Source organism: Qipengyuania sp. HL-TH1 (assembly GCF_036365825.1).
In the GTDB taxonomy this organism is placed as follows: domain Bacteria; phylum Pseudomonadota; class Alphaproteobacteria; order Sphingomonadales; family Sphingomonadaceae; genus Qipengyuania; species Qipengyuania profunda.
Genome location: NZ_CP142675.1, coordinates 1083437 through 1101365, shown reverse-complemented (window position 1 = coordinate 1101365; position 17929 = coordinate 1083437). Strand labels below are relative to the sequence as shown.

General features: G+C 63.1%; 17 protein-coding genes. 13 read left to right on the top strand and 4 right to left on the bottom strand.

Going from position 1 to position 17929, the window contains the following annotated elements; translation table 11 throughout:
- Nucleotides 1-47 precede the first annotated feature (47 nt).
- Together glyS and VWN43_RS05985 are read right to left on the bottom strand one after the other, a co-directional pair.
- On the bottom strand, nt 48-2207 hold the full coding sequence (gene glyS, locus VWN43_RS05990) for a glycine--tRNA ligase subunit beta (RefSeq protein WP_330768374.1): 2160 nt from the start codon (nt 2205-2207) through the stop codon (nt 48-50).
- A 123-nt stretch (nt 2208-2330) separates the two neighbouring features.
- Nucleotides 2331-3230 (bottom strand): glycine--tRNA ligase subunit alpha, encoded by a 900-nt coding sequence (locus VWN43_RS05985; RefSeq protein ID WP_320180269.1) that lies wholly within the window; start codon nt 3228-3230, stop codon nt 2331-2333.
- Nucleotides 3231-3369: 139 nt separating this feature from the next.
- Here VWN43_RS05985 and VWN43_RS05980 point away from each other — a divergent pair, with 139 nt between their 5' ends.
- The 12 genes from VWN43_RS05980 to VWN43_RS05925 all read left to right on the top strand — a co-directional run bounded on the left by VWN43_RS05980 (nt 3370) and on the right by VWN43_RS05925 (nt 13652).
- A complete protein-coding gene (locus VWN43_RS05980; protein WP_320180270.1) occupies nt 3370-4299 on the top strand; it encodes a TraB/GumN family protein in 930 nt (309 codons plus the stop codon).
- 67 nt (nt 4300-4366) lie between these two features.
- Nucleotides 4367-5254 carry a TraB/GumN family protein gene (locus tag VWN43_RS05975; RefSeq protein ID WP_320180271.1) on the top strand — a complete coding sequence of 296 codons (888 nt, stop codon included), beginning with the start codon at nt 4367-4369 and terminating at the stop codon, nt 5252-5254.
- A 130-nt stretch (nt 5255-5384) separates the two neighbouring features.
- On the top strand, nt 5385-6074 hold the full coding sequence (locus VWN43_RS05970; RefSeq protein WP_320180272.1) for a 50S ribosomal protein L25/general stress protein Ctc: 690 nt from the start codon (nt 5385-5387) through the stop codon (nt 6072-6074).
- Between the two features lie 87 nt (nt 6075-6161).
- Nucleotides 6162-6731, top strand: coding sequence for an aminoacyl-tRNA hydrolase (gene pth / locus VWN43_RS05965; RefSeq protein ID WP_320180273.1), 570 nt, complete (start codon nt 6162-6164; stop codon nt 6729-6731).
- Nucleotides 6732-6804: 73 nt separating this feature from the next.
- Nucleotides 6805-7242: a P-loop NTPase family protein gene (locus tag VWN43_RS05960; protein ID WP_320180274.1), complete on the top strand. Its 438-nt coding sequence runs from the start codon at nt 6805-6807 to the stop codon at nt 7240-7242.
- A gap of 30 nt (nt 7243-7272) precedes the next feature.
- Nucleotides 7273-8268: an SDR family oxidoreductase gene (locus VWN43_RS05955; RefSeq protein ID WP_320180275.1), complete on the top strand. Its 996-nt coding sequence runs from the start codon at nt 7273-7275 to the stop codon at nt 8266-8268.
- A 224-nt stretch (nt 8269-8492) separates the two neighbouring features.
- Nucleotides 8493-9101: a hypothetical protein gene (locus VWN43_RS05950; protein ID WP_320180276.1), complete on the top strand. Its 609-nt coding sequence runs from the start codon at nt 8493-8495 to the stop codon at nt 9099-9101.
- A gap of 68 nt (nt 9102-9169) precedes the next feature.
- The gene (gene ychF, locus VWN43_RS05945) at nt 9170-10270 is read left to right on the top strand and encodes a redox-regulated ATPase YchF (RefSeq protein WP_320180277.1); all 1101 of its coding nucleotides are present in this window, start codon (nt 9170-9172) and stop codon (nt 10268-10270) included.
- Between the two features lie 10 nt (nt 10271-10280).
- On the top strand, nt 10281-11552 hold the full coding sequence (locus VWN43_RS05940; RefSeq protein ID WP_320180278.1) for an alkaline phosphatase family protein: 1272 nt from the start codon (nt 10281-10283) through the stop codon (nt 11550-11552).
- 63 nt (nt 11553-11615) lie between these two features.
- Entirely contained in the window at nt 11616-12413 is a 798-nt protein-coding gene (locus VWN43_RS05935) for a DUF1206 domain-containing protein (protein WP_320180279.1), read from the top strand.
- Nucleotides 12410-13177, top strand: coding sequence for a glutaredoxin family protein (locus VWN43_RS05930; RefSeq protein ID WP_320180280.1), 768 nt, complete (start codon nt 12410-12412; stop codon nt 13175-13177). Before VWN43_RS05935 ends, VWN43_RS05930 begins: the two co-directional genes overlap by 4 nt.
- A 16-nt stretch (nt 13178-13193) precedes the next feature.
- Nucleotides 13194-13652, top strand: coding sequence for a MaoC family dehydratase (locus tag VWN43_RS05925; protein ID WP_253515788.1), 459 nt, complete (start codon nt 13194-13196; stop codon nt 13650-13652).
- A gap of 1 nt (nt 13653) precedes the next feature.
- On the opposite strand, the gene VWN43_RS05920 is transcribed toward VWN43_RS05925, so the two are convergent.
- Nucleotides 13654-14139: a hypothetical protein gene (locus VWN43_RS05920; RefSeq protein WP_320180281.1), complete on the bottom strand. Its 486-nt coding sequence runs from the start codon at nt 14137-14139 to the stop codon at nt 13654-13656.
- A gap of 318 nt (nt 14140-14457) precedes the next feature.
- Between VWN43_RS05920 and VWN43_RS05915 the strand changes: the two genes are divergently transcribed.
- A complete protein-coding gene (locus VWN43_RS05915; protein ID WP_320180282.1) occupies nt 14458-15873 on the top strand; it encodes a hypothetical protein in 1416 nt (471 codons plus the stop codon).
- A gap of 155 nt (nt 15874-16028) precedes the next feature.
- On the opposite strand, the gene mutL is transcribed toward VWN43_RS05915, so the two are convergent.
- Nucleotides 16029-17831, bottom strand: a complete 1803-nt coding sequence (gene mutL, locus VWN43_RS05910; RefSeq protein WP_320182114.1) for a DNA mismatch repair endonuclease MutL — start codon at nt 17829-17831, stop codon at nt 16029-16031.
- Nucleotides 17832-17929: the final 98 nt, after the last annotated feature.

Here is a 17929-nt window from a genome sequence, read left to right as displayed (position 1 = left end):
CCCACAACTTGGACCACATGGACCACGGTCCATGGAGCAAAAATTCATCAGCCCTCGATGCGGCTGAAATCGGCGACTTTGTGCACTGCAGCACGGAAGCGCGCAAGCAGGTCGAGACGGTGCGCCCGCTTGTTTTCTTCATCCGCATTTACCGTCACTTCTTCGAAGAACCGGTCGATCGGCGCCCGCAATGCAGCCAGCGCGGCCATGGCGGCGGAAAAGTCTTCATCTTCAATGGCTCGGCTTGCCGCCGGTTCCGATTTCGCAAGCGCATCCATGAGCGCCTTCTCGGCGGGTTCGGGTGCGTAGGAAAGCTCTTTCGCATGGCGCTCGGCCATCTTGGCCTGGATCACCGCTGTCATATCGGGATCGTCGACCAGCGCGAGCGGGTCTTCCTCGCCTGTGCGGGCGATCTCGCCCTCGGCGCCGTGCCAGTCTTCCTTCTTGAGGATATTGGCCGCGCGCTTGTAGCCCGCGAGCAGGTTGGCGCCGTCTTCGGTGTCGAGGAAGCCGGCGAGCGCCCTCGCCCGGGCTTCGACGCGATCGATCCGCTGGTCGGGGCGCCCTTGCCAACTGCGCGAAGCCTGCACGTAGTCGTGGCGAACCCCTTCGTCGCGCAACTGCACGGCAAGACGGTCCAACAGGAAATCGGCCAGCTTTTCCGCGAGTTTGGGCAAGGGTCTGCTCGCCCAGGCGTGAGCCACTTCGTCGAGCGACAGCTTGAGATCATTGACCTGCACGAGCCGAAGATAGCCGAGCGCTGCGCGGCGCAGGGCAAAGGGATCCTTCGAGCCGGTGGGCAGGATGTCGATCTTGAAGAAGCTGAGCAGATTGTCGAGTTTGTCGGCAAGGCTCACGGCAACCGCAGTCGGAGCTGTGGGGACCTCGTCGCTCGCGCCAACCGGCCTGTAATGATCGCGGATCGCATCGGCGACCTCGATGGGCAAGCCTTCGGCCTTGGCGTAATATCCGCCCATCAGACCCTGCAGTTCGGGAAACTCACCGACCATCTCGGTGACGAGATCGGCCTTGCTGAGTTCAGCCGCCTGTCGCGCCAGCTTGGGGTCGCCGTTCGGGGCCTTGGCATCGAAGACCAGCCAATCGGCCAGCTTAGCCACGCGTTCGACCTTGTCGGCCACGGTGCCCAGCTTTTCGTGGAAGGTGATTTGCTCCAGCCCCTTGGTGTGTTCGGCGAGCGTCTTCTTGCGGTCGACGTCCCAGAAGAAGCGCGCGTCGGACAGGCGGGCGGCGAGGACCTTGCGGTTGCCGTCGACCACGCGCGCGCCGCCATCCTCCGCCTCGATATTGGCGGTGCAGATGAAAGCGTTGGCGAGTGTGCCCGCGCTGTCTTCACACACGAAATACTTCTGGTTGACGCGCGCGGTCAACTGGATCGTCTCGGGCGGGACCTCGAGGAAATCCTCCTCGAACCGGCCGAGCAGCGGAACGGGCCATTCGGTCAGGCCGGCATTCTCGATCACCAGCCCCTCGTCCTCGACGAGGCGGAGGCCGGCTTCGCTCGCAACCTTGGTGGCGCCCGAGCGGATCAGGTCCTGCCGTTCCTCATGGTCGACGATGACGTGCCCCGCGCGCAGCTTCATCGCGTAGTCGTCGGCATTGCCGATGGTGATGTCGCCCGAATGGTGGAAGCGGTGCCCCAGCGTGACCGCACCGCTGGTGACGCCGTGCACTTCGCAGTCGACCACTTCGTCGCCCAGCAGCGCGACGATGCCCGACAGCGGGCGCACCCAGCGCAAGGATTCGGTGCTGATCGAGGCACCACCCCAGCGCATCGACTTGGGCCAGCTGAAGTCCCGCACGATCGCGGGGATCGCTTCGGCGAGCAGGTCCGCCGTGGCGCGGCCGGGTACGTTCTTGACCGCGAAATAGGTTTCGCGGCCCTTGATCTCTCGAATTTGGAGATCGGCCTTGTCGACGCCAGCCTTGCGGCAGAAACCGTCGACCGCCTGTTCGGGCGCGCCGACGGGCGGACCTTTCAGTTCTTCGCTGACCGCCTCGGTCGCCAGCGGGAGCCCGCGCGCGATGAGCGCAAGGCGGCGCGGGGTCGACCAAACGGTGATCTCGCCCGCTTCGACACCGGCGGCATCCATTTCGCGGCGGAACAGCTTTTCGAGTTCGGCGCGCGCGCCCGCCTGCATGCGGGCGGGGATTTCTTCGCTGCGCAGTTCGAGGAGGAAATCAGACATTCGCCACCTCCGTCGCCCCTGCGCAGGCAGGGGCCCAGATAAGGGCTGTGGCGCGCGCAAGGGAGGTTATCTGGACCCCCGCCTGCGCGGGGGTGACGAAGTACGGTTTAGGACTGGCAGAGATCATTTCGACCACTCCGGATATTTCTCGGCCCAGACGGGCGCTTCCTTGGCCATATGCGCTTCGCAGCTGCCGCGCGCGAGGTCGCGGACGCGGCCCATATAGCTGGCGCGTTCCTGCACACTGATCACGCCGCGCGCCTGCAACAGGTTGAAGATGTGGCTGGCCTCGACCGCCTGCTCGTAGGCGGCGATCGGCACGTCATTGGCGAGCGCGTTCCGGCACTCGGCTTCGGCCTTGTTGAACAGGTCGAACAGCGCATCGGTCTCGGCGACCTCGAAGTTCCACTTCGACATCTGCTTCTCGTTCTCGAGGAAGACGTCGCCATAGCTCACGCCGCGATCGTTGAAGGCGAGATCGTAGACGCTGTCGACGCCCTGGATATACATGGCCAGGCGTTCGAGCCCGTAGGTCAGTTCGCCCGCCACCGGCTTGCAATCGAACCCGCCCATCTGCTGGAAATAGGTGAACTGGGTGACTTCCATCCCGTCGCACCAGACTTCCCAGCCCAGACCCCAGGCGCCCAGCGTCGGGCTTTCCCAGTCATCCTCGACGAAGCGAATGTCGTGCTTGAGCGGATCGATGCCGATCACTTCGAGGCTCTTGAGATAGAGGTCCTGGATATCGGGCGGGCTCGGCTTCAGGATCACCTGGTACTGGTAATAATGCTGCAGCCGGTTGGGGTTCTCGCCATAGCGCCCGTCGGTCGGGCGGCGGCAGGGCTGGACGAAGGCGGCGTTCCACGGCTCGGGGCCGAGCGCGCGCAGTGTCGTCGCGGTGTGGAAGGTGCCTGCGCCCATGCGCATGTCGTAGGGTTGCAGGATGAGGCAGCCCTGCGCGCTCCAGAAATCGTGCAGCGCGAGGATCATGTCCTGGAAGGAATTTTGCGGATTGCGGTCCATGGCGCGGGGCAATGGCGCAAGCGTCAAACAGGGTCAATGCCGCAGCGCAGCGCGGCTTGCGCTGCAATATCCACCGGCGACTTGGCAATTCGTCGCAATGCTCGGTATCGCGGCCTTCAACGACAGGGAATCACACCGCATGAACCGCATCTCGATCCGCCCGGCGCTCGCCTGCCTCGCCCCGCTCGGCCTGGCGCTGCAGGGCTGCGCCGCGCTGCCCGAAGCCGACGTTGCGGTCGCCCCGGCTATGGCCGAGGCTCCCGTCGCTGCGGGTCCCGGCCTGTGGCAGGTCGCCGATGCGGATACCACGATCTACCTGTTCGGCACCGTCCATGCACTTCCCGAAAGCATCGAATGGTACAAGGGGCCGATCGAGACCGCGCTCGCCGTCTCGCAGGAACTGGTCACCGAGATCCCCAGCAATGCGGCGCATGACCCCGCCGCGCAGCAGATGGTGATGACCAGTGCACTGCTGCCCGCCGATGAGACACTGCGCGACATGCTCTCCGAACCCGATCGGACGAGCTATGAACTCGCGCTCACCAAGCTGGCCATGCCGCCCGCGGCCTTCGACCGCTTCGAGCCGTGGTTTGCCGGGATGACGCTGGCGGTCGTTCCGTTGCTGCAGGCGGGCTATACCGCCGAAAGCGGGGTGGAGGCGAAGCTCGAGGAACTGGCCCCCGCCGACGTCGCGCGCGGTGCGCTCGAGACGCTCGAATGGCAGATCGAATTGTTCGACACGCTGCCGGTCGAATCGCAGATCGCCTTCCTGATGGTGTCAGCCGACAATATCGACCAGGTCGTACCGATGATGGACGACATGGTCGCCGAATGGCTCGAAGGCGATGCCGATGGCCTCGCCGCGCTGATGAACGACGGGCTGACCGACCCGGTGCTGGCGCATGCGCTGCTCTACGACCGTAACGAGCGCTGGGCCGAGTGGATCGATGGCCGCCTTGACGAGCCGGGCACCGTCTTCGTCGCGGTCGGCGCGGGCCATCTGGCCGGGCGTGGCAGCGTGCAGGATTACCTTGCCGGACGCGGGCTGTCCGTGACGCGCATCCAGTAATCGTCCCGCGACCGGGCACGGGCAATTCCCGACTTGCCACGGTGAGTAAACCATGCAGGGAGGAGGCGTGACCCGCCGCTTTCTTCCTTCGCTGTGCATCGCACTCGTGCTGCTGCTCTCCGCCTGCGGGAAGCAGGCCGATCCGGCCAAGCCCGAAGGACCCTACCCCGCGCTGTGGGAGATCGCCGACAGCAGGGGCGCGGTCGAAGGCTGGTTGTTCGGGACCATCCATGCACTGCCCGACGGCGCGAAATGGCGCTCGCCCCAACTCGACGCCGTGCTGGCCGAGGCCGACATGCTGGTGGTCGAGGTCGCCAATCTGGAAAATGGCGATGAGCTGTCGACGCTGTTCGAGGAAATGGCCTTCGATCGCCCCGCCGGGCCGCTGGCGCAGCGGATCGATCCCGCCTTGCGCGACGAGTTCGAGACGTTGCTGGTCAAGGCCAAGGTCCGCCGCGGCTATTTCGATCCGATGGAAAGCTGGGCCGCCGCGCTGGCGCTGGCGCAGGTGGCGCAATCCTCCAAGTCGGAAAATGGCGCCGACCGCGCGCTGCTGGCCGTGTTCGACAAGCGCGAGGTGGTCGAGCTCGAAGGCGCGCGCAAGCAGCTGGCGATCTTCGATACGCTGCCCGAGAGCGAGCAGCGCGACCTGCTCAATGCCGTGCTCGAGGAATCGCGCGCCAATGAGGGCGAAATCTCCACGCTCGCCACCGCCTGGCTCGAAGGCGATACCGAACAGCTCACGCAGCTCACGAGGCGGGGCATCCTGGCCGATCCCGAACTGGCGCAGGCGCTGCTGCGCGACCGCAATGCCGATTGGGCGGCGCAGATCGAGAACCTGCTGTCGGCGCGCGACAAGCCGCTGATCGCGGTGGGCGCGGGCCATCTGCTGGGTGCGGACGGCCTGCCGACCATGCTCGAAGCCCGCGGTTTCACCATTCGCCGGGTCGAATAAGCCCGCCTCCCCCGGGCGTTCTTGCTTGCCTTTCGGCCCCGCCCTGCTATGCGCGCGGCCTTCGGCACCATGGTCATCCCTGGAGGCGTGGTGGACCGAGCAACCAAATAGCATTCGAAAGGTAAGTGCCATGAGCGACGCTCTGACCCTGCCGGCCGAGGCGCGCGAACGGGCTGGCAAGGGAGCCTCCCGTCAACTGCGCCGTCAAGGCCGTGTCCCCGCCGTGATCTACGGCGGCAAGGAAGAACCCACGATGATTCACGTGGAAGAGAAGGAGCTGATCAAGCAGCTCGACACCGGCCACTTCATGAACTCGATCGTCGAGCTCGAAGTGGACGGCAAGAAGCTGCGCACGCTCCCCAAGGACGTCGCTCTGCACCCCGTCACCGACCGCCCCGAGCATGTCGATTTCCTGCGCCTCGCCAAGGGCGGCAAGATCGAAGTTTCGGTTCCGGTCGTGTTCCTCAACGAGGAAGCCAGCCCCGGCCTCAAGAAGGGCGGCGTTCTGAACGTTGTCCGTCACGAGCTCGAACTGGTCTGCGAAAACGACAAGATCCCGGGCGAGATCGAAGTCGACGTCACCGGCAAGGAAGTCGGCGATTCGATTCACATCAGCGAAGTGCAGCTGCCCGCGGGTAGCGAAAGCGCGATCACCGATCGCGACTTCACCATCGCCACGCTGGTTGCTCCCTCGGCGCTCAAGAAGGCCGAAGGCGATACCTCGCAGGATGAAGGCGAAGCCGATCCGCAGGATGTCCCCGCCACCGAACAGGGTGTCGACGAGGACGCGGCACAGGAACAGGCAGACAAGAGCGCATAATCGCCTCTTGCCTCACCGCAACGAAGCGCCGGTCCCGCAAGGGGCCGGCGTTTTGCGTTTGGCCCCACCATCGCTAGAGGACCCCGCATGCAGATCTGGACAGGCCTTGGAAATCCCGGACCGAAATATGCGATGAACCGGCACAATGTCGGCTTCATGGCGGTCGACGTCATCGCGGCGATGTACGATTTCGGCCCGGTCCAGAAGAAGTTTTCGGGCTGGGCGCAGGAAGGCCGGATCGGCACGCACAAGGTGCTACTGCTCAAGCCCGCGACCTTCATGAACGAAAGCGGCCGCGCGGTGGGCGAAGCGCTGCGGTTCTACAAGCTCGACCCCGATGCACTGACGGTGTTCCACGACGAGCTCGACCTCGCCGCGTTCAAGGTCAAGGTCCGCATGGGCGGCGGGCTGGCGGGCCATAACGGGCTGCGGTCGATCAACCAGCACCTCGGCCCCGATTTCCGCCGCGTGCGGATCGGCATCGGCCATCCCGGATCGAAAGAGCGCGTCCACGGCCATGTGCTGGGCAATTACGCCAAGAGCGAAATGGACCCGCTGGCCGACATGCTGGCGGCGATGGCGGCCGAAGCCGAATGGCTGGCCAAGGGCGACGACGCCCGCTTCATGAACGATATCGCGCTGCGCCTGCAGGACTGAGCCTGTGAACCGGATCATGATCCTGGGGCCGTGCGGGAGCGGGAAATCGACCCTCGCGTGCAGGCTTGGCCAAATGCTCGACCTGCCATCCTACCATCTCGACCAGCTGATGTGGTCGGCGGGTTGGGTCGAGCGGGACGAGTGTGACTGGCGGCCTGAGCTCGAAGCAATCGTCCGGTCACCGCGCTGGGTCATCGACGGCAATGACGCCAGCACGATGGAACTGCGGCTCGCGCGTGCCGACCAGGTGGTGTTTCTCGAATTCTCGGCCGCGCGCTGTCTGTGGCGGGTGATGCGGCGCATCTGGTCGGCGCGCGGCACCACGCGGCCGGACATGGCCCCCGATTGCCCCGAGCGCTTCGATGCGGGCTTCCTCTGGTATGTGGCGACATGGCATAATCGACCGCGCAAGCGGATCGAGCGGGCTCTCGCGGGACATGAAGACAAGGTCCTCTACATCCGCTCTCCGCGCGAACCCGAACGCTGGCTCGCTTCGCTTTCGCCGCGGTAATTGCTAGGCTGCAGTTAAAGGGAGACTGCCATGCCTGATTTGACTCGCCGCACCCTGCTTGCCGGAGCCGCCGCCACCGGGGCGCTTGCCGCCACTGCCGTCCGGGCGCAGGACGACAAGCTGATCCCCGCGCCCGACCTGACCGGCAAAGCGATCCTGATTACCGGGTGTTCCTCCGGTTTCGGGCGCCTCGCCGCCGAACATTTCGCCCGCGCCGGAGCAACCGTCTTCGCCACCATGCGCAACACACCGCGTCCCGAGGCCGAGGAGCTGATGCAGTTGGCGCGCGACGAATCGCTCGATATCCGCGTGATGCGGCTCGACGTACTGCTCGACCACGAAGTGGCCGATGCCGTCGCCAGCGCCGAGCGCGAAATCGGCCGCGGGCTCGATGTGCTGGTCAACAATGCCGGGATCGGCATCACCGGGCCGGTCGAGGTCCAGGACATGGAAGCGACCAGGCTCGCCTTCGATACCAACGTGCTTGGCTACCACCGGCTTGCCCGCGCGGTGCTGCCCGGAATGCGCGCGCGCAAGCAGGGACATATCTTCGCCGTGTCGAGCCAGCTGGGCCGCGTCATCGTCCCCTATGCGGGCCACTATTCGGCGACCAAATTCGCGGTCGAGGCGATGTTCGAACAGCTCGCTTACGAGCTGGTCCCGCACAATATCGGCGTCACGATTATCGAACCGGGCGGGTATCCGACCAAGGTGTGGGTCAATCGCAACCGCTATTCGCTGGAGCTCAAGGACCGCGCCGCGCCGCTCCATCTCGACGGCTATCCGCAAGTGGTCGCCCGCATGGGCGCCGAGGACGGATCGGGCCGCAGCGCCGATCCGATGGACATTCCTCGCGCCATGTCGCACGTGCTCGGCATGGCGCCCGGCACGCGCCCCGTGCGCCTCCCGGTCAGCTCCGGCGCGATTCCGCAAACCGCAATCAACGAGGTTAGCGCGAAGACGCAAGTCGGATGGCTGGGCGAAAGCGGTTACGGCCCGCTGATCAAGGCGGTGCACCAGAAATAAATTTCCGCCGCGATTTTCTTTCACTTCTCATTTACTTCGCCCAACTAATTTCTCAGAATAAATCTCTGGGGGACCTCATGGGGTACAAGTCTTTTCGGCTCGTTGCGACTGTCGCGATCGGATTATTCATAGCGGCCATTTTTCTCTGGCCCGCCATCGCAACTTGGGCCGCCGGTAGCAGCGGATGCAGGGGTGCGGGAGGAGGCGCGTGCGGTGCGTTTCTCGTGAACTTCGGTATTTTCGGTCGGCAGGCACTGACCAGCGTGATCGCACTGGTATTCCTGGTGATCGTCGTGCTTCGCAGCCGCACTCTGGGCCTTCCTCTATTGGTCACGTTGCCAATCCTCGCAGCGCTCCCCCATCTCAACTCTGCCACGACGGCGCTCAACAATTTCTGGGGTGTCGGGTTCGCGACCGGTCTGGGTAACTCTATATTCGGGTATCTATCTCTGATCATGGCGATTGGCCCCACAATCGTCGCAGGCTTCATCATCTGGAACCTCGCTTCACGCCGCCGTGAAGCTGCCCTGCTCGGACGCGACCCGGACAGCTTCGAAGCAAGAGCCCTCAAGATTTTTTCCGCCCTCTATCTCGCGGGAAATCTCATTGCTCTCCTTTCTCTCCTCTCGCCGCTGATCGGGATCTTGGCCATCCGCACCGTCACCAGGACGATTGCTCCACTGGTGGTTCCTCTCACCGCGGTGAATGCGCTCATCGGCATCGGCCTCATCTGCTTCTTGTGGTATGCGATCGGCCGAAATCAGGGCGTTGCGGAAGACGAATGGGATGTGAGCGAGAGCGACTTTGCCGACGACGAGTACGAGAGAGGCTAAGCAGGCTGGCCAAATGCTAGGGTAATCGCTATCCGGCGCGTCTTTCAAAATATGAGAAAGACGTATCCATGGGTTTCCGCTGCGGGATCGTCGGCCTGCCGAATGTCGGCAAGTCCACCCTGTTCAACGCATTGACCGAGACGCAGGCCGCGCAGGCCGCGAACTATCCGTTCTGCACGATCGAGCCGAATGTCGGCCAGGTCGCCGTGCCGGACGAGCGGCTCGACAAGATTGCCGCGATCGCCAAGTCGGCCAAGATCCTGCCGACGCAGCTGGCCTTCGTCGATATCGCCGGACTGGTCAAAGGCGCGAGCCAGGGCGAAGGGCTGGGCAACCAGTTCCTCGGCAATATCCGCGAAGTCGATGCGATCGTGCACGTGCTGCGCTGCTTCGAGGATGACGATATCCAGCATGTCGCCAACAAGGTCGATCCGCTGGCCGATGCCGAAGTGGTCGAGACCGAGCTGCTGCTGGCCGACCTCGAAAGCCTCGAGAAGCGCGTTCCCGCTGCCGCCAAGCGTGCCACCAGCGGCGACAAGGAAGCCAAGCTGATGGCCAGCGTGCTCGGCCAAGCGCTCGAACTGCTCAAGGAAGGCAAGCCCGCGCGGCTGACCGAACCCAAGGACGAGGAAGAGGCCCGCGTTTTCCAGCAGGCACAGCTGCTGACCGCCAAGCCGGTGCTCTATGTCTGCAACGTTGCCGAAGAAGATGCCGCGAGCGGCAATGCGCTGTCCGAGCTGGTTTTTACCAAGGCCAAGGCCGAGGGCGCCGAGGCCGTGGTGGTTTCCGCGGCCATCGAAGCCGAATTGGTCACGATGCCTCCCGAAGACCGGACCGAATTCCTCGCCGAACTGGGGCTGGAAGAATCGGGACTGAGCCGGGTGATCCGCGCCGGCTACAAGCTCCTCGGCCTGCAGACCTTTTTCACCGCCGGTCCGAAGGAAACGCGCGCTTGGACTTTCCCCACCGGGGCCAAGGCACCGCAGGCCGCAGGCGAAATTCATACCGATTTCGAGCGCGGGTTTATTCGCGCTGAAACAATTGCCTACGATGATTACCTTGCGCTTGGCGGCGAAAGCGGTGCGCGCGAAGCGGGCAAGCTGCGCCAGGAAGGCAAGGAATATCTCGTGCAGGACGGGGATGTCCTGTTATTTAAGTTCAACGTCTGAGGTCACTTCCATGAACCGGATTGCCGCCGCCCTCGCCCTTGGCTTTGCCAGCGTCCTCGGCGGGTGCGCCGGCTATACCGATACGCCGGTTGCAAGCGCGGCGGTGGCCGAACAGCGGGCACCGGTGACGATCCTCGTCTCGATCGACGGGTTCCATCCGGACTATCTCGAACGCGGGCTGACACCGACGCTGTCGCGGTTGGCCGGCGAAGGTGCGCGCGCGGCGATGCGGCCGTCCTTCCCGACCAAGACCTTCCCCAATCACTGGACGCTGGTAACGGGTCTGGTGCCCGATCATCACGGCATCATTGCCAACCGCATGGAAGACAAGACGCGGCCCGATGAAGCCTTCACCATGGCCACGGTCGATCCCTATTGGTGGAACGAGGCCAAGCCGGTGTGGGTCGAGGCCGAGGAAGCGGGCATCCGCAGCGCAGCGATGTTCTGGCCCGGTTCGGCGGTCGCCTGGGGCGGTACGGCGGAAGGATATGGCCCGGTACCGGATGGCACCATGGCAAGCGACTGGCAGGCCTTCAGCATGCAGGTCACCAATACGCAGCGCGTCAATTCGGTGCTCGACTGGCTGCGCCGCCCGGCGGAGATCCGCCCCGAATTCGTGACGCTCTATTTCGATACGGTCGACAGTGCAGGACATGGCGGCGGACCAGTGGGCGAGGAGATCGACGAGGCGCTGCGCGACGTCGACAGCCATATCGCCGATCTGCTCGCGGGGCTCGAAAGCCTGGGCCAGCCCGCCAATCTGGTGCTGGTGTCGGACCACGGGATGGCCCCGACCGGATCGAACAAGATGATCGTGCTCGACGAGATCGTCGATGCGTCGCTCTACCGCGCCGTCGAAAGCGGGGCCTATGCGACATTCGAAGCCACCGAAGGGAACACCGCGGCGCTCGAAGCGGCGCTGCTGCGGGACCATGCGCATATGGAATGCTGGCGCAAAGGCGAGATTCCCGCCCGCTACCAATATGGCACGCACCCGCGCATTCCGCCCTATTTCTGCCTGCCCGATACCGGCTGGACCATCACCACCCGCGCTTCCGACGCGACGTGGAGCGGCGGCAGTCATGGCTACGATCCATTTGCCCCCGAAATGGCATCTCTGTTCATCGCCCACGGACCCGCCTTTCGTAGCGGTGTGACGATCGAAACCTTCCAGAACACCGCGATCACGCCTTTGCTGCGGCATCTGATCGGCCTGCCACAGGCGGCGCGCGCGGATGGCGATCTGGCCGATGTCGCGGATGCGCTCGCCGCGCAAAATTAGGCGGTGTGCGGAACGAGCACGCGCCCTCCCCGTTGCCAAGCAAAGCTCAACGGGGAGACATACGTGGTCGATAAATCGGAAAAGTTCAGCACGCTGGTGCGCGTCGGCTATTTCAGCCGGGCAATTCTCTATTCGGTGCTCGGACTGATTGCGCTGACCAGCGCGGGCCGGATCGGCCAGGGTACCAATGGCATCTTTCAGGCCATCCAGGATTTCCCGCTCGGCACTGCCATCCTGTGGCTGATGGTGGTCGGCCTGCTCGCCTATGCGCTGTTCCGTTTCGCCTCGACACTCCTCGATGTCGAACACCACGGCACCGACAAGACCGGCTGGGCCACGCGGATCGGCCATGCGGGGAGCGCGATCGGCCACCTCGCGCTGGCCTATTCGGCCTATAAATTCGCCACCACGGGCAGCGACAATGGCGGCGGCGCGCAGGAAGCGGCGTCGGGCGTGCTGGCAATCGAGTTCGGCGGCGTCGTGCTTGGCCTGCTGGGGATCGCCTTCTTCGCCACCGCGGCTTTCCAGGCCAAGAAGGGCCTGACCGGCAGCTTCATGAACCGCATCAGTCCGCGCGCGCCCTCGCAGACCCGCTGGATCGGCGGCACAGGCTATCTGGCACGCGCGGTCGTCTTCCTGATCATCGGCTGGTCGCTGTTCCAGGCCGGTTTCATGAGCGGCGGATCGGACCAGGTGAAGACGCTCGGCGATGCCGTCGCCAGCCTCGCGGGTGAAGGCATCGTCTTCAAGCTCGTCGCGATCGGCCTGCTCGCCTTCGGCCTCTTCAGCCTCGTCCTCGCACGGTATCGCATCATCCCCGATCTGGGCACCGAAGGACGCGTGCCCCGCTTCCGCGCATGAGCGCGGCGGACGCAGCTTCCCCCGGGGCCAAGACCGCGCGGCTGTACCGCATGGTTATGGACAAGCATGTCTGTCCATATGGCACGAAGTCCAAATGGCTGCTCGAGCGCGAAGGCTTCGCGGTCGAGGACCATTGGCTGACCACCCGCGAACAGACCGACGCGTTCAAGGCGCAGCACGGCGTCGACACGACCCCGCAGACCTTTATCGGGGACGAGCGGATCGGCGGTTACAGCAAATTGCGGACGCATTTCGGCTACGATGATCCTAGCGCTGGCGACACCAGCTACACGCCGGTTATCGCGGTGTTCGCCGTCTGCGCGGCGCTGGCAGTCGCGCTCAGCCTGTTCGTCTATGAAGCCGCCTTCACCGCGCGGACCGCCGAATGGTTCGTCGCCTTTTCGATGGCGATGCTCGCCATGCTTAAGCTGCAGGATGTCGAACAGTTCTCGACCATGTTCGTGGGCTACGACCTGCTCGGCCGGCGCTGGGTACCCTACGCCTATGCCTATCCCTTCCTCGAGGCCGGCGCGGCGGTGCTCATGGCGGGGCGGCAATTGCCCTGGCTCTCGATCCCGGTAGCACTGACCATCGGCGCGATCGGCGCGGTCAGCGTTTTCTACGCGGTCTACATCCAGAAACGCAGCATCAAATGCGCCTGCGTCGGCGGGAGCGGCAATGTCCCGCTCGGATTCGTATCGCTCACCGAGAACCTTGCGATGATCGGCATGGGGATTTGGATGTTGCTTCGCCCCGCGCTTTGATACATTGCATTTTGCAATGCAGTTCTACGAAGACATCGCCATCGGGCACAAGCAGGCCTTCGGCCGTTACGAGGTCACGCGTGAAGAGGTGATCGACTTCGCCTCGAAATACGATCCGCAGCCGTTCCACCTCGATGACGAGGCCGCGGCGCAGACCCATTTCGGCCGCATCTCAGCCAGCGGCTGGCACACCTGCGCGATGACCATGTCGATGCTGGTCGAGAATTTGACCAAGCACAAGCAGGCGGGCCTGGGTTCGCCGGGTGTCGATCAGCTACGGTGGAAAAAGCCGGTCTATCCGGGCGACACGCTCCGGTGCGAAAGCGAAGTGATCGAGAAACGCCGCAGCGCCTCTCGCCCCGAAATGGGCATCTTCAAGAGCCATCTCACCGTCTTCAACCAGAATGACGAGCCGGTGATGGAAATGGTCTCGAACGGGCTGATCCGCACACGCGACCCGGAAGGGACGGACTAGCTCAGACGCCGCATTGCGCGATGCCGGTCTTGCGATAGACCTCGGCCTCATGCGCGTCGCGAATGGTCAGCGTGGCGGAATAATCGCTGACTTCCTCACCGACCTGCTCGCCCGTTTCCTCGTCGAGCTCGAGCGTCATCGAAAACGCGGTCCCGTCATACTTGCGGCGCGCCAGATAGGGCAGTTCGGCGCTACCCTTGTCCGCGGCCAGCGTGACCAGTTCGCCATTGTGGAGGAAATGCCCGGTCTCCGCCATTGCGAGCGCGGTCGCCGCAAGGCCGCCGCCCTTGGGCGCGAAGCTGCAGCCTGCGCCATACAGATCGTGCTGTTCGATTTCGCGATAACGGATGGGGTCGAGCACCAGCGGTTGCGGCGGCGGGGTCCGATGCGCCTCGACCTCGGCGACCGCGGCGGCGCGTTCTTCCTCGGTCGGTTCGCTGGAACAGGCGGCCAGCGCCAACGTCACCAGCAGTGCAATCTTTCGCATAAGTGCCTCCCGAACAGTTTCTCGACGTCTTCCTCCGACAGTTTGACCCCAGTCGAGACATAGAACGCACGGTCTGGTCCAGCATTTCCGGGCTTCGGTCAATGTCTGATTTGAGTTAATGTGAAGCGGAGTCGCTAGGTCCGACTTTGGGGCGGGGAACTGACATTGAATGGCGGCTGAGAGTATGCTGAATTACTAGTTCTGTAGAAGCAGTGCCTAAGGAACCTACATAATTTGGTCACGCTCTTTACGTCCGGCCTGCGCACTCGTAGGCATCCTTAACAATACCAAAATTGAGACAACCTTTCGAAGTGTAAAATGGCCATGGATCACGAGGAAGCGATCAACTTATACGCTGAAGTGGAGCGGCTAGTCGGTCTTGATAGCGATTGGCGCAAGGCGAACGCCGCATTGATAATTACAGTAGCAAAAGATGCGATTCATGCCTTTGGCTCAACGGAGGCTCAAAAGCGCGTGTGGCTACAGTCGATCATCGATGAGCATTTAGTGCATTTGCCAGCCAAGAATTGGTCTGATCAGCTGAAGCGCGCAGAACAATGTATTTTTCAAAGATTGCCCGGAAGAAAAGCGCTGGCAACAATAGCGATCGCGATATTCGCTTTTTCGACGTTCTGGAGTTTCGCGGGGACAAGCATTGGCAGTTTTGCAAATAGTTTCAACGAATGGTACTACTCAAATCACCGTTCGGAAATATTAATTTGGCGACTGCAGTCACCCCAAGAAGAAAGTTTGCCGCCTGATGTAATCAGTCAAAGTGCTCGTAGCCTTACAAATGATATGGGTGTTTCCTTTACCGTCAAATCAATTCCATTCAGAGACCGAATTGCTGAATTTAAGCAAGCAAAAGAGAATGGAACCCTCCCCGAGTTAGTTGTTTTCACTAACTATGGGGTCATGGAAGGCAATGGGGAGACGGGGCTCGCCGATTACCTTGGTGCGGAAAATTTGATTGAAGTAATCGGACCCATTGCTTCGGAGATTGTAGAAAGGGGGTGGGTTAGCCTCCTGCGGGATAGCCTGAATGCGGATCGAGTGAGAGAACTTCTTCTGCAACAAAGTGGTTGCCCAGAGTCGCCCAAAGTTTCTGAGCAGGTTGACGGTGCCCTAGAAACACTGCTAATAAGCAAGCGTGCCGAAAGCAAACATGTCTCACTATGTTCGGTTAGTCGCGCTGGAAAGATAGCAATTGTTGGCGGCACAGAATTCATAGACTCTGAGAGACAAATCGGCGTTGAACAGTTTGTCGCTGTGGTGGAGTTTATTCTTGATGAGCCCTCGATCTTAACTATCACTAATGATCCCGTATCTACCAGACTTCTAGATCCCAACTACGTAATCACTACAGAAACTGCTGGCGCAGATTTCGGCTCTATTTCGCCCCAACAAGCTCTCGCGCGTCTCAATGGAAATCGGGCGACGGGCGCAACGCCCCCTGTTCTTCTCACAAGTGGAGAAGTCATAGTTATCGAGGATGATGTTTGGAACTCATTTCGATGGAGGACGCCGGAAGTTGAGCACGTTGCGTTTCAGATCGTGATCTTCAGCTTCGACGGCTCTGATGACAGGGTGTTTTTTACTCAAGCGAGCGAAGAAGGTTTTTTACCGGCTGGACTACTTTGGGGCGATGGTGGTGTTTGGAGAGTAGTAAACGTGAGGCGAGATGGTAGGATGCTGTCCAGCGAAAACCAATCGTACTGGAGTGTTTGGCGCTAGCAATGTGCGAATAGGTAAAACCGCAAGCCGCACTCAGACTCGAAACGATGAATCAAACATGGTCGAAAGCGGCAGCAAACGGGTCGCAGCCTGACAGTCCGCATTTGGCCTCTACAGCGTAAAAGTTGTCGAGCAGAGGCGGAGGCTAGCCCAGCCTAATGTCTGCCAAACAGTTTCTCGACGTCTTCCATCGACAGTTTCACCCAGGTCGGACGACCGTGGTTGCATTGGCCTGAACGCGGGGTGCGTTCCATTTCGCGGAGCAGCGCGTTCATTTCGTCGACCCGCAGCACGCGTCCCGCGCGGACCGAGCCGTGGCAGGCCATCGTGGCCAGAACGAGATCGAGCTTTTCGCCGAGCAGCAGCGCCTCGCCATTGAGCGCGAGGTCGTCGTCGATGTCGCGCAGCAGCTTTTCCGGATCGGTGCGTGCGATGGCGTGTGGCAGGCTGCGTACCAGCATGGCGGACGGGCCGAAACGTTCGAGTGCGAGCCCGTGTTCGGCGAGCTTGGGCGCCGCCTCCTCGAGCCGGTCGCAGCTGGTTTCGTCGAGTTCGACCACTTCGGGGATCAGCAACGCCTGGCTGCGCGCGACCGCTTCTTCCGCCCCCGCCTCGCGTAAGCGTTCCAGAACGAGGCGTTCGTGCGCCGCGTGCTGGTCGACCAGCACCAGCCCGTCCTGCGCCTCCGCGACGATATAGGTATTGGCGACCTGCCCGCGGGCGATGCCCAGCGGATAGTTCTGCGCGGATTCCGCCACCGGGGCCGCTTCCTCGGCCCTTCCGCGCGGTTCGGCCATGATGTCGCCCTCGGCCGCGCGCCAGGCGCCGCCGGGTTCGGCCACGCGTTGCTGCGGTGCAGACCAGTCGCGCCCCTCGAAGATCGAGCGCAGCGCGGGTGATGGTTCCTCGCGCGCCGGTTCCTGCTGCCAGCGCGACATGGCGCCCGCATCGGGGCTTTGCGCGCTGCGCTTGTCGCCGGTTGCCAGCGCCTGGCGCAGGCCCGAAACGATAAAGCCGCGCACACCTTGTGCATCGCGGAAGCGCACCTCGGTCTTGGCGGGATGCACGTTCACATCGACATCCTCGCACGGGAGTTCGAGGAACAGCGCCAGCACCGCGTGCCGATCACGCGCGAGCATATCGGCATAGGCGCCGCGCACTGCGCCGGTCAGCAACCGGTCTTTCACCGGGCGCCCGTTGACGAACAGATACTGGTGATCGGCGACGCCGCGATTGTAGGTCGGCAGGCCGGCGATCCCCGTCAACCGCATCGCGCCGCGTTCCATGTCGAGCACGACGCCATTGTCCTTGAGCTCGCGCGCGATCAGCTGCGCCACGCGATTGGCCAGCCCTTCCCCGCCCTGCAGGCCGAAGATCCGCCGGTCGCCATGGTCGAGCGTGATCGCCACGTCGGGCCGCGCCATCGCAAGCCGCAGGACGACATCCTTGCACGCGGCATATTCGCTGCGCGGCGTGCGCAGGAACTTGCGCCGTGCGGGGATCTTGCCGAAGAGGTTTTCGACCCGCACCCGCGTCCCGGGCGGCAGCGCGGCGGGGCCCTCGGCGGCAATCTCGCCGTGATCGACCACCCGTTTCCAGCCCTGCTGGGCCCCGGCCGGACGACTCTCGATGGTGAAGCGGGCGACGCTGGCAATGCTCGGCAGCGCTTCGCCGCGAAACCCCAGTGTCGCGACCTGTTCGATCGCCTCGTCGGGCAATTTGGACGTCGCGTGCCGTTCGAGCGCCAGCGCCATTTCATCCGGCGTCATCCCGCAGCCATCGTCGGTTACCTCGACGCTCGTCAGTCCGCCTTCGACCAGCTTGACCGCGATCCGCGTAGCGCCCGCGTCGATCGCATTTTCGACCAGTTCCTTGAGCGCCGAAGAGGGCCGTTCGACCACCTCGCCGGCAGCGATACGGTTGACCAGATTCTCGGGCAGGCGACGGATTTGCGGCATGGTCGCGCGGTTGTAGCGGTGAAGCGTCACGAATCCGAGACGGCGCGTTCAGCTATCCCCCGCAGCCATAGCGGAAATTTTTGGCATTCCATTCGTAT

Coding starts and splice junctions, on each gene's coding strand:
- glyS (WP_330768374.1), bottom strand. CDS start 2,207: ATGTCTGATTTCCTCCTCGAACTGCGCAGCGAAGAAATCCCCGCCCGC.
- VWN43_RS05985 (WP_320180269.1), bottom strand. CDS start 3,230: ATGGACCGCAATCCGCAAAATTCCTTCCAGGACATGATCCTCGCGCTG.
- VWN43_RS05980 (WP_320180270.1), top strand. CDS start 3,370: ATGAACCGCATCTCGATCCGCCCGGCGCTCGCCTGCCTCGCCCCGCTC.
- VWN43_RS05970 (WP_320180272.1), top strand. CDS start 5,385: ATGAGCGACGCTCTGACCCTGCCGGCCGAGGCGCGCGAACGGGCTGGC.
- pth (WP_320180273.1), top strand. CDS start 6,162: ATGCAGATCTGGACAGGCCTTGGAAATCCCGGACCGAAATATGCGATG.
- VWN43_RS05960 (WP_320180274.1), top strand. CDS start 6,805: ATGCTCGACCTGCCATCCTACCATCTCGACCAGCTGATGTGGTCGGCG.
- VWN43_RS05955 (WP_320180275.1), top strand. CDS start 7,273: ATGCCTGATTTGACTCGCCGCACCCTGCTTGCCGGAGCCGCCGCCACC.
- ychF (WP_320180277.1), top strand. CDS start 9,170: ATGGGTTTCCGCTGCGGGATCGTCGGCCTGCCGAATGTCGGCAAGTCC.
- VWN43_RS05940 (WP_320180278.1), top strand. CDS start 10,281: ATGAACCGGATTGCCGCCGCCCTCGCCCTTGGCTTTGCCAGCGTCCTC.
- VWN43_RS05930 (WP_320180280.1), top strand. CDS start 12,410: ATGAGCGCGGCGGACGCAGCTTCCCCCGGGGCCAAGACCGCGCGGCTG.
- VWN43_RS05925 (WP_253515788.1), top strand. CDS start 13,194: ATGCAGTTCTACGAAGACATCGCCATCGGGCACAAGCAGGCCTTCGGC.
- VWN43_RS05920 (WP_320180281.1), bottom strand. CDS start 14,139: ATGCGAAAGATTGCACTGCTGGTGACGTTGGCGCTGGCCGCCTGTTCC.
- VWN43_RS05915 (WP_320180282.1), top strand. CDS start 14,458: ATGGCCATGGATCACGAGGAAGCGATCAACTTATACGCTGAAGTGGAG.
- mutL (WP_320182114.1), bottom strand. CDS start 17,831: ATGCCGCAAATCCGTCGCCTGCCCGAGAATCTGGTCAACCGTATCGCT.